The following is a 12,202-nucleotide window of genomic DNA, read 5'->3' as shown; positions in this document are numbered from 1 at the left end:
TCATCTCAGCATATCAGCTCACAATCCATTATCCTGAAAACCGACTTTAATATAAGGGGGTCTTCAAAATCACTGATAAACTGATCTAAAGCGAGTCGCTTACAGTAATTAATTATTGTAAGCCTTAACTTGTAATTTATAACCTTCATTCAGCAGATTAGGGTCAATTTCCACTTCAAGCGTTTTAATTTCACCCTGCATTAAAGAAAAATAGCCGTCGTTATATAAAGCCGGCAGCAACTGCGCCCCTGCATTATTTAGTAACTGCGCTCTAATACCAAAAGCAGCTGTAATTTTGGAGTTATTTACAATAACGTATTTAAGCAATTTATTAATGCCGTTTTTTGCTATAGATATTACCGGCTTGCTTACAGATAAACTTGAACCAACAGAGGGCATTTTATTTAAGCCGGCATAGTCTAAATAAGTATTTCCTATCCAGTAAAAGTTTTCAGATAACAACTTGTTCTTAGTATCAAACAGTTTTAGTTTTAAGAAATGAACCTGGGATAATTTTGGCAATTCAGCACTTTTTTCAAATGCTTTAAAAGCCTCCGTTGCCGATGTGGCACTAACATTTATTTGTTTTTTGATCGAATACCCGTTTACAATCTGGCCGTCCATATTGTAAACGGATGCCTCGGCAGTTAACCCGGTTATGTTGTAGGGCTTATTGTTAATTATTTTAACAGAATTGGTAGCAGGGTTCCATTGTATATGAACAGGCTCACAAGCCGTTTTAGCACCAAAGTATGCCCCTGTAAGGTCATAATAATAATCATAAGTTTGCCATATCATGGATGGATAGGCCGATTGGCTCATCCATATCAGCATACCGGAAGCGTCTTTCCACATGTGGTCGTTCCAGGATTCGTACATGGCTTTCATGGTTTCTACATTTAGCATTTGGGCTTTTTTGCAAAAGTCTGCTAACGAGTTAGCCTTACCATAGCTGTTATTTATGGTGTTGATATATTTAACCGGGTCGGATCCGCCGCCCAGGGCGCCGTCTGTGCTAAAATAGTGGCGGGCCCACATATTCGTTTTGCTGTTAACAGCCTCTGTTGTTGGAGCCACCCAGTAATCGGCAGGCATAAATTTTTTAAAGCTTTCTATGTTCACAAAGGTAGCCGTACCCAGCTCGCTACGCATACCGTATGAATCTTTAGAGAACAGATAGCCATTATGCGGATCGGTAAAATATGTTTTAGGATCGGTATTGCTCCAAAGCCCGCTGCCCGATAAAACCCTGCTGCCGCCATGAATAGAAAAGTTTGGATTAGTTTCGCCCGCGTTTGATCTCGCAAAGTACAACCTATCCTCCCCGTCGTTATCCTTAACAGCGCTTTTAATTACATTGTTCAGCAGTCCATTTGGATTACCACCCGGTACGCCTTCGTTAGCGCCGCACCATATTATCACAGACGGATGGTCTCTTAGTTTTTTAACTTTTTCGATTGCGTTGCTCTTAAATATCCCCAGGCTATCAATCTGCCCGAAATTATTCAGCCAGAAATCGTCCCAAACCATCATGCCATATTTATCGCAGTAACTATAAAAAGCTTCATCGGTGACCTCACCGGTCCAGTTCCTGATGATATTAAAGTTCATTTCCTTATGAAACCTGATGCGGGTATCATAATCTTTACCCCGGGCTTTCAGCATATAATCGCTCATGCCCCAATTGCCGCCTTTTAATAATATCGGCACATCATTAACATAAACGCGTAACGGCCCGTTGAGCGAGGTAGTATCGGCAGTGATTTTTCTTATCCCAAATGTTTTGGTGACCACATCAGACGGCGTTACGTCATTAACATCAAAACGAACAGTACAGGTATATAAATTTTGCGTTCCATCGGCTTTGCCGCCATAGCCGTTTGGCCACCAAAGCTTTGGGTTTTTTATATGCAACTGCGAAAATTGCGTCCAATCGTAGTTTATAGTTTGGCTGCTGTCGGCATTTAATGTGAGCCGTGGGCCGGTAACTGTAATATTACCGGGGTTAATGGTAAATTTAACCGTACCACTCACTGTTGAAGGTGATGTGTTAGTGAGGTGCACGTTAACGGTTAAATCTGCTGTGTTTTTATCGGGTATGCTGGCGTGGATCCAGGGATCTGTAACAGATACAGGCCCTTTTGCAGTTATGCTAACCGTATCGGTAATACCGCTGTTTAAACCCGGCACGGCGGGCATCCAGTCCCAGCTGCCGCTGCTGATGTAAGTAGGGCTTTCCCAGTTGGCTAACGGGTGATGGTGTTCCGGGTCGTTACGGGGAGGTATAACCAGCACTAAAATAACATTTGCGCTTGTTTTATTCAACAGAGAAGTAACATCATACAATCCTCTTTCTACAATACCTTTAATAGTGCCAATGTGATTCCCGTTTAAATAGATCTCGCCACGTTTATGAATGCCGTTAAAGTTGAGCCAGATCCTTTTACCGGGTGCAAAGTTTTTAGTAGAAAATTCTGTACGATACCAGAATGGACGGTTGTATTTTTCTTTATCAACTTTATAAATATTCTCTGCATAATCAGGGTCGCTTTCTTTACCAGCCTTTACGTAAGCATAAAATACTGTTCCAGGCACTACCGCATTAATCCAGCTGTTTGTATTTAAACCGGGAGCTGATAGTTGTTTTAAGCTGTATGTGTTTCCTTCCCGGGGATGCAGTTTCCATTTCAATACTATCGCTTGTGCGTTCGATACGTTTTGAAAAAACAATAGACTGATCGTTAAGAGGCTGAAAATTCGTTTCATAAAAGCTCGTAATATTTACTGCGGCAAGTTAAAAAAAAATATTTGCTAAAACGATTTACTTAATTTAGATTTACTCAACAATTATAACCTAATAACAATAATTATGAAAAAAAAATTACTTGCCTGTATCCTGGTACCGGGCTTGCTTGTGGCTATAAGCTGCAGCAAAAAGGAAATTAATGCAAGCCAGCCCGGCGCCGTCAGTCCGTCAACTATTGCGCGGGCAGTCAGTCCGCCAGCGTCTTACGCCACTTTTCAAATCACCAATGTATTTAGCGGTAAGCTTTTAGAGGTGCGTGGCGATTCAACTTTGATGCATGCGCAAAGCAACCCTGCCAACGTGCAGCAATATGCCAGCGCCGGTTCCGGTCAGGGTGTAGCAGGAAACCAGAAATGGTACCTTATACAGCAAGGCACAGGAACAATTACCAGTACCACACCTTTTAAAATCATGAATGTTGAAAATGGTATGTTCCTCGAAGCGCCGAACGGCACATCAGGCACTACGTTATGGGTTGACCACACCAATGGCTTCCCCTCACAAATATGGAATATACAGGTGGTAAGCGGACAATCATACTATGTAATTAAAAACTCAAACGGGCTGGTGCTCACTGATCATGGCAGTTCAACAGCTAATGGTGCGCCAATTACTGAGGAAACTGCTGCCAGCAGTACAACTCAATATTGGAATTTAAGCAGTATAACCGCCGAAGCTTACCGCGACGATGTGGTTGTAAACTTCTTCCACCGGGGTGCCGTGTCCAATACAACTGTAGCTTTTGACCAGGGAAACAGTATTCCGCTTACAAATGGCGCAAACAATGGTAAAATACTCTGGATAACCCAGGACGCCTATGCCAGCAGCCAGTTGAAAGCAAACGGTTTTTTGGCCTGCCAATTTTTTTCATACCATAATTCGGGGCTTTTGCAGCCATCAATTACTAACTGGACATCAAGCTCAACGCCTAACATCACCACTACCAGTAATGCAGGCACCGGTATAAACTTGCTGGAAATAGTAAAAAGCCCCGGCGCCCATAACTCTACTTATACCTGGACGGGCGCGGGTGTTGAAGTAGGCAGCAATGTGTTATTGAACGGGTACGAATCGGCAAATGGCTCAACACCGGCAAACCAGGCATTATATAGTATAGCCGAAAGCACCAGCAGCACAACATGGGGTGCAGTTACCCGCTTAACGCCAAACGGCATGTCGGGCCAAACAAAAATGAGTTTCTCTGTTGGTATGATAAAAAAACCGGCAGGCGATACCGTATATGTATATGGCGCACAAAGCACCTTCTTTAATGCAAACGCTATAACATTGGCGAGGTTCCCTGCAAGCAATCCTTCGTCATGGTCATACTGGAGAGGACATAGCTGGGCATCAACTCCTGACACCACATCTTTATCAGGCGCAATAACTGTTGGCTCCGGAACTTCAACACAGGCAAATGTTATGGTTTCATATGTTAACGGTAAATATGTAATGATGCAGATGGACCTGGGTTATTTCTGCGATCCAGCATCCCGCGGGATCTATATTTCAACAGCGACAAGTCCGTTCGGGCCGTTTACAGCACCAACGTTGGTATATACCATAAATGATTTGTACAATGGGCACACGGCCAAATATTATACCCCTATAGTACATGGTGAATTTGTAAATGGCCGCAATGAATTGCTGGTTACTTATTGTTTAAATTATAACGGATCTGGCGGTAGCTGTTCAACAACAACCTGTTTCAACAACAACCAGGATCCAAATTATTACCAGATTAAGGGCGTACGTATACCGTACTCAATTATTGGTTTGTAAGTGTTAACCTAATAAGCAAGCCGGATATAATTCTCCCGGCTTGTTTATTTAGGAATAGCTCAACATGCGCGTAAGTTTAAGGAAAAAATTTTTCGATGCCCTGGTACCGATCCGATGCCACCCGGCCCGGCGTCTTTCGCTTGACCGCAAATAATGGTGAGCGTCCACGCTCCACAAAAAGGCCCTTAGAAACTAATCTAAGGGCTTTTTCGTGGAGCAAGGGCTTAAGCACCCATAGTGCCAGTCTTTACCTCTCCGGCCCGTGTGTAATTGGCAAAAATAACGCCGCTGGGAGTCGTACTGCTCTCTGTTAATTTAAATGCTGCCGGGATGGTTTCGTCGCTATACCACTTTTTTCCTTTACCAAGCAGCACCGGGTAAATTTTGAGCCAGATCTCGTCTACCAAATCATGTTTTAGCAGTAGCTGAACGAGCTCGCCGCTGCCCCAGACTTTGATATCGGAACCTTCGGAATTTTTGAGTTTTTCGATATCTGCCACGCTTGTAAGGAACACCGAGTTTTGCCAGTCCGACTTTTCCATAGTGTTGGACAACACGTATTTTGTGACCTCGTTGATGCCTGGCCAATAGCCGGCATGTTCAGGCCAATAAGCGGCGAAAATTTCAAATGTTTTTCGGCCTAGCAGAATGTCTGTAGCCGCCATCTGTTTTTGCATAATTTTACCCGAAGCTTCGTCGGCATAAGGTGCAGACCAGCCGCCATAGTTGAAAGCACCTGCTTTATCTTCTTCGGGTCCGCCGGGTGCCTGCATTACCCCGTCTAAGGTGATAAATTCTAAAACGATTATCTTTCTCATATTAATTTTCTTTAAAATGTTGCTTAAGAATTGGTTTTGTTACAATACAAATGTCTGAAACAATGTTATCATACCTGCGGGGCATAAGTGACAAATCAGAGGGGGAGGAGTGACAAATTGGGCTTTTTGGGCAGATGTAATACCTATTACAGACTGCAGGTTACACGCGGTATAGCGTTCCATTTTTCACGCGGAACGGGATGGAACGCGGTGAAACATGTTGATTATCAGTGTATTCGAGTTTTACTAAAATATAAGTAGCTGATAATCAATTGTTACAGAATTTGTGCTTTTTGGGCTTGTTGCTGTAATTTGTTTATAATCAGTGTGTTTAAGTTTTTTGGTTGATTGAAGTTGATGGTTTTGTAAACCTATAGCCGTATAAGACCATCTGTTAGGGAAAGAGTTTTAAGGGTGAATTTTGATAAACCAAACCTTTTATCTATTGTACATTCTTACCTTAAATAAGAATTAGCCTTTTCAATATTTCTCTCAAACGTATGTCCCTATGCTTGCCAAGCGGGACTTCAATTGCCAAAATCACTGGAGAAACCGATTTATTCCCTTCTATAGAATATGTGCTTTTATGAAAGTCTATTTTCCATTTATTTATAAAACTTTTGTCTTCGGGAAAAAGAAGTATTAATCCAGAAATAGATATTTTTGAACCATCAATCTTTCCGATTCCATGTAAATATTTAGGAATCAATTCTTGAAAAGTATATCTTTTGATATTTTTTATTTTTTTGAACTTTGCATCAAGGATTACGTACCGTACGCCATGTTTGTTAGAAATTTCAAGGATAAAATCGGGTCGAAGCTCTCTTCCTGTGCCAGTTGGTATTATCGTACATAATTCGTCTGGCAATTTTTCGTAAAACAGTCTAACAGAGTTTGAATTATCATTGGAAGTTCCAAAATCGTAAATTCCTATGTGATTACTTTCGTTTAGGTAATCATGATAATTATCTAATGTTGATTTTGGATCTTTAAATCCAAGTGCTTTTATTACATCAATAAGCTTATACAAACAAAATAACTCATATAATTTATCTAAGGTTCTAATGCCACCAAATAGTTCATTGGATCCCCATGACAAATCCTTATAATCATACCATCTAATAATTATTTGATGAACAATTAAATAATGTTCTTTTGATTCGAATTTATTGACTGGTTTTGGTGCCTCTGTTAGAGGAAAACTTATAGCAAAATATTCTGAAAAAGTGCCTTTTATAATAGAAATAGAATTTATAAGTTCCTTACTTAATCTTCCTTGACGCTCTAAGAATTTCTTTTCTTGAATTTTTACGATCGAAAATTTGTTTAAAGTGATTTCTTCTTCTTTGAGTAAATCAACCTTTAAACGTATGTTTTTTAAATGAGCGGATAACACATCTATTAAATCAATGAAAAATCCGGCAATGATTTGATTTTCATAAATATCGACTTCGTTATAAAAGTCTTTTGTGAGCATTCTTTTAATGTTGTAGACACTGTTTTTGATTTTCACAGTGTTTGTCGAAATGAGATTAGTTTTTTCGAGGACATCCAAATTACTGAATAGCCATTGAATTGAATAATCATCCATTATTTTTCTTTCGTCAAATACTTCATTTATATATGTCGGATTTAAAGTGGAAATTGGATTTGTGAGGAATTCTGGAAGAAGAAGGCTGATATTGTTAATATCCTTTTCAAGTTGGGCAACCAATAAAAAGAAAGATAATCTTAATGGTTTGTTTTCATTTTGATGTACTGTCAAAGCGAATGGATTCCAGTAACTTACGTTTTTGCCTAATAGGTAATCAAATAAATCATTTACATCGTCATTGTTCAGCTTATCACTTGTTACCTCTACCGATCCTATTTTTTGATAATTATTAGTTTGAACATTTAATAAACTAATCCGTAAAACCCCAATGTTATTTAATATTATTTTGCCTAGCTTGATTTGATAAGGGGATGATATAGTATGCCAGAAGTTGGATTCTTCGGGATAGACATCTTCAAATGACGCAGTGTAGTAAAAAAGTCCATCAGTCTCTCCTAAATAAATTATGTCAAACTCGAATTCTCCAAGAATTAATTTAAAAAATTCAATATCTATCGCCGAAGAGCTTTTAAATAAAAACCCAATAAAATCATTTTCATCTATTCGATGGTCTTCGCTTGTAATGCTAAGTCTATTGATAGATGTTTCAAGAACACTTGAATGTAACTTATAGTTAGCTTGAATAATGTTGCTTTCTGAAAACATACATTCTACTTAACAAAAGAATCTATAATTATGGTTGTTTACTTGCCCAAATTCAATCATCTTTCGTAAACGTTCGGTGGACTTTGGTAATAGAGTCAACGCCTTGCTCAATGATTCAAGCCTTTTTTTAAATGGTTCAGACCTTCCTTCAACGACAGGAAGAATAAATTGGCAAACGGCAAAATCTAAAGCGGTAAATGGTGATTCTCCCCCTTCTTTTCCCATTATGTCGCGGGCAGTCTCGCAATACTTTGTAATTGCTTTTATTTTTCGAGGACTAATAATGATTGGCATACCCCTGTCGGTTGCATTGTCTTTCAGTATGTCTATTATATCTTCTAGTCGGCTGCTTTCGTCTTGGGTAAGTCTAATAGCTGTTTTTCCGTCAAAAAGATCCTTTGCTTGTTGGTAGCTAAGCACGTTGGTTGGAAGTACTCTTGCATGGTTTTCAAGATCAATATTTTTGAATTCAGGAATGTCGATCATTACAATCGCGGCTCTATCTTTCAAACGGGGGGATAATACCTCTGTAGTGTGATCGAAATTTATCGTTGTCAAAAATCTGAATCCTTTGCCTAAAGGTAAATTTTTGGCATTTTGCGAATTTGTGTCTCTTACAGATAAAAACCTTTCGTTGTCTTGCAAATCACTCAACATCATAAAATCTGACCAATAATGTTCCATTGGGCTCAAGTTTGCTTCGTCTAACATTGTCCAAAAAGGATAATTTGAATATGTTTCCAAATTGTGATCTTGAAGATTTTTGTATAGACTATTATTAGCAGCTTGAAACCGCTGAGTTAAGGGGTTCCAATAGCCAATGAAATCTTTGATGGATGTCCAACCTCTTGCCACAGAAATTGGTGAGAAAAAAGGATCAATCCCACTTAGTTGAGATAGTTCGCGAATTAACGAAGTTTTGCCAGTGCCAGGGTAACCAGCAAAGACCGTTAAAAAGTTTTGTTGAATTAATATCAAATAGTTAAAAACATCATTGAAACTAATTTTACGACCACGATTTTCCAGTTTATTAACAATGTCTTGAATATAATCTTTCAAGTTTGGTAGTTTTTCATAGTATGGTAGTACCACAGGTAAGATTTTCTTTGAATCTGAATTCAAATCTTCAGAGGACAAATCAATTCCATTTAATATATCAGTATACGTCTTGATATTTAAAAGATTTTTTTTAATGGTAGATTCACTTTGTAGTTCTACTTTTAAACTTCTATAGGCATTTTCAAATTGTTCTAATTCGTTATACTTATTAGTAACTTGTTCAGAAATGCCATCTAGCTGAGTTTGCTTCGACTCTATTCTTGTCTCGAGTTTTATTTCTTCTCTAACGAGATTAGATATCGTAACGTAAGTTACTAGGTTTTCTGGCTGGTCTAACAAGCCTTCTATAAATGATCGCTGTTCGTCATTTAATTGAGCGAGTTTACTATCTAAATAATTTTCGACTGTTTTTTCTGAAACTATGTTAATAGCTTCAGTTTGAATTTCGTTATCTGATAAAATTTTATTCCTATTTCCTGCCAAAAAAGTTTCAATAACGCTTTTGCCGCTATCAGTGTTCGCAAAAAAGTCGTATATTATTTTATCTCGAATCGGTAACCATTGTATTACATCGGTCGATAATTCTTTTAATTTTTGGATTCTTATGTCATTTTCATTTACGTTAACAAAGGCTTTCAAAAAATCCAACAACGAAGAATCTATATTTTTACCAAACTGTATTTTTGCCCACGAGAGAATTTCTTTTTTACTTATATACCAAATTTCCTCTTTTGACGGCGCGTTATCTATTAATGAGGAGGCATTTAGAACATAACTATTTCCTTCAAATTCAAATAGCTGATTTTCAGTATCCTCTAGTTTGATTTTATAGATAATTCCATCGCCGATCTCTGTTACACTTTTTAAAAAAACGGTGAAATATCCATCATCCCCTTCATCGTATTCATGCGTCTTAAATGGCCCTAACAATTCATTTTCATGGCGTATAAAAACTGAATTATTGGGGACTTCTTTTATGAGTAATGTTATTAAACCTTCTGCGTTATACTTGATTTTTTCTTTATTATATATGCGACAAAGTTCTAGTAAAGGTAAATCGGTATTTGTTCCTTGCGCGATAAATTTACTGCTACTATCAGTATCGGCATCACGTTCAGTTGCGGAAAACTCTATAATAAATGGCTTTTTCTGATATTGTTGTTCTATGAAAGAATAGTTTGCCAGAACAAATATTTTTCCATTGTTGGGGAAATCTGTATAGGGATTTGTGACTTTACGCCAGTCTCCATCCTCATAAATAAATAATGGCGAAACCAGCCCTCTGTTTTGTCCGAAAAAAGGGATATCTTCTACCGCAATAGCTTTTTGCATAAGGATTTATTTGATTTAGTTTAGATTGGTTAGTTTGAAATGTTTAGTAATTAACGACTTTTATTGCGAATAAAAAAAACAATTATGTGAGATATGGGTAAGATATCTATTAATGTAAGTATTTTTCTCTCCAGAGAAGTTTCGTATTCTCTTTTTGGTTAATTCCCCCTCCCATTTAGCGTATGCCGCGCAGGCCAAAAGTGCAAAGGCGTACTGCCCCGCGTGTACTTTGTCAAAAAAATTTGGACTTTGGGATAACATAGCGTAATTTGACTGTTAAGTTTTAATAATGATCATCCTTTATATCTATGATACCAAAAGCATTTATCGATACAGTTTTACAAGAGACCGATATTGCCGAATTGATAGGCCGCTACATTGACCTGATAGAAAGAGGACAAGGCTTGGCAGGAGAATGTCCTTTTGACGGCGGCAGTAAACCTTCCTTTACAGTTTCGCCTGATAAGCAGATCTGGAAATGTTTCAATTGCAATAAGGGTGGCAACGCTATTAAATTTGTAATAGAGATAGAAAAGCTGTCTTTCCCTGATGCGGTTCGTTTTTTAGCGAAAAGGTTGGACTTAGAAGTGCCGGAGGAAGTTTAACAGCACTTATCAGGCCTTTACCCGCCCGGCCAAGCGTCCTCTTTGACTGCAAATAATTTTGAGCGTCCACGCTCAAAAAAAAAAGCCCTCAGAAACTAATCTGAGGGCTTTTCAGTAGAGCCGGAGGGATTCGAACCCTCGTCCAAACATGGCATAAGGTAAGCTTTCTATAGGCTTATTAGCTTCTGTTTAATTGTAGGGAAGGGGAAGGCCGGTCAGGTTATTTTCGTTTTTCGATTCTCAGGCTTTAACGTTAACTATTCGCAACAAACTTTAGAAGTTCTTTCAATTCTTTGTCGGATATGTTTTCCTGGTCGCTTTTATCAAATATAGTGAGAAGGTAAACTGTACCATGCACTATTTTGAAACAAGTAATAACCCGCGCACCGCCGGATTTGCCTTTTCCTTTACTTGTAATTGCCAAACGGATTTTATAACAATCATTGCCAAGTGAAGTACCCTGAGTTGGGTTTTCTTTAATAGACGCCAAAAACAACGAAAAATCCGACTTGAGTGACGAATGTTTTTTCGCAAGGCGCTTCAGTTCTTTTTCAAACTTTGCAATAAACTTTACCCTATAGTTCATTTAGCAGTTCGTCCGCATCACGGGCCTCTATTTTTCCGGCTAATACAAGGTTCAATTCATCCACAGCCTCCTTAACATCCTCAAGCACTTTGGCCTTATAGGGGGTAAGCGGTTTTGTCTTTACGTATGGTAAATCATTTAGCAACGTCAAAAGAGCAGCTGCCTTGCTTTCTTTAACTTCCAATACAAATTTCATATAACAAAAATACAAAATATCTCCTACCATATAAAAATAAAACCCCGTTTGCATTTAAGAAACGGGGTTTTATTTTAATCAGTGGAGCCGGAGGGATTACAATCGAACCCCTTATACCATTCTTAACATTTTTAGATATGTTCGAAAATATCTGATAAACAAGCTATTATGGTATTAAATTACACGGTAAAAAGGGCGAAATTAAAATTTTAAAGATTTCTTAAATTGGTCGTTTTTGCTTTTTTAAAAACCTAAAATTGTTCAAACAAAAATTTAGTGGAAAGTCGGACGATACAACGAAAATATTATTTGTCTCGTGAAAGTGAAGGTACAACTGAGATGTTTAATTGTAAATGACAAGTAAAGACCTCGTGGTTTTGAAATCCATCAAACGGATAAACAAGGAAATTACTGCCGAACTTAGTAAGACTGGTGTTTAATGTGCAGAAACATCGACTTTGATGTTTTTAACAAATGCTGAAATACTTTTAAAGATTGAAATAAAGTCTTTTCAATTAATGGAAGATATGATCAGTCATGGCTACAAGAGTAAGTTTATCATTGACCTTATTTCAAAAATCTGTTAAGAAAACAACACTGGCAATCGTTCGTTGGTTTGAAGTTCAAAACCCGCATAGTTCAACTGTTGAGGCAGTCTCATAAGTAAAATCGAGGCGCTGAGAATCGCATATACAAAAACGTTCTCTGCCACCTACCCGAATAAAGAAAAAGAGGCTATTCCATATTTATGAAACAGC

8 protein-coding genes are annotated in these 12,202 nt (G+C 38.2%); 2 read left to right on the top strand and 6 right to left on the bottom strand.

All coding sequences use genetic code 11. From position 1 onward, the window contains the following. Positions 1-108: 108 nt before the first annotated feature. Positions 109-2,766, bottom strand: a complete 2,658-nt coding sequence (locus JWQ54_RS00155) for a glycoside hydrolase family 2 TIM barrel-domain containing protein (protein WP_299578634.1) — start codon at positions 2,764-2,766, stop codon at positions 109-111. 103 nt (positions 2,767-2,869) lie between these two features. On the opposite strand from JWQ54_RS00155, the gene JWQ54_RS00150 reads away from it, so the two are divergent. After that, positions 2,870-4,588, top strand: a complete 1,719-nt coding sequence (locus JWQ54_RS00150) for an RICIN domain-containing protein (protein ID WP_299578632.1) — start codon at positions 2,870-2,872, stop codon at positions 4,586-4,588. A 224-nt stretch (positions 4,589-4,812) separates the two neighbouring features. Here the strand turns inward: JWQ54_RS00150 and JWQ54_RS00145 are convergent, their stop codons facing one another. From JWQ54_RS00145 to JWQ54_RS00135, 3 genes are all read right to left on the bottom strand, one after another. Next, the gene (locus JWQ54_RS00145) at positions 4,813-5,406 is read right to left on the bottom strand and encodes a dihydrofolate reductase family protein (protein WP_299578630.1); all 594 of its coding nucleotides are present in this window, start codon (positions 5,404-5,406) and stop codon (positions 4,813-4,815) included. Between the two features lie 460 nt (positions 5,407-5,866). Continuing rightward, a complete protein-coding gene (locus tag JWQ54_RS00140) occupies positions 5,867-7,666 on the bottom strand; it encodes a hypothetical protein (protein WP_299578628.1) in 1,800 nt (599 codons plus the stop codon). 9 nt (positions 7,667-7,675) lie between these two features. Next, entirely contained in the window at positions 7,676-10,057 is a 2,382-nt protein-coding gene (locus JWQ54_RS00135; protein ID WP_299578626.1) for a hypothetical protein, read from the bottom strand. A gap of 308 nt (positions 10,058-10,365) precedes the next feature. Here JWQ54_RS00135 and JWQ54_RS00130 point away from each other — a divergent pair, with 308 nt between their 5' ends. Then, complete coding sequence (locus JWQ54_RS00130) at positions 10,366-10,662, top strand: CHC2 zinc finger domain-containing protein (protein WP_299578624.1); 297 nt, start codon at positions 10,366-10,368, stop codon at positions 10,660-10,662. 253 nt (positions 10,663-10,915) lie between these two features. On the opposite strand, the gene JWQ54_RS00125 is transcribed toward JWQ54_RS00130, so the two are convergent. Both JWQ54_RS00125 and JWQ54_RS00120 read right to left on the bottom strand, forming a co-directional pair. Continuing rightward, entirely contained in the window at positions 10,916-11,248 is a 333-nt protein-coding gene (locus JWQ54_RS00125) for a type II toxin-antitoxin system RelE/ParE family toxin (RefSeq protein WP_299578622.1), read from the bottom strand. Then, entirely contained in the window at positions 11,238-11,444 is a 207-nt protein-coding gene (locus JWQ54_RS00120; RefSeq protein WP_299578620.1) for a hypothetical protein, read from the bottom strand. The genes JWQ54_RS00125 and JWQ54_RS00120 overlap by 11 nt, the downstream gene beginning before the upstream one ends. Positions 11,445-12,202: the final 758 nt, after the last annotated feature.

The sequence above is a fragment of the Mucilaginibacter sp. genome (assembly GCF_028288225.1).
In the GTDB taxonomy this organism is placed as follows: domain Bacteria; phylum Bacteroidota; class Bacteroidia; order Sphingobacteriales; family Sphingobacteriaceae; genus Mucilaginibacter.
This window is presented reverse-complemented; position numbering and strand designations above follow the sequence as displayed.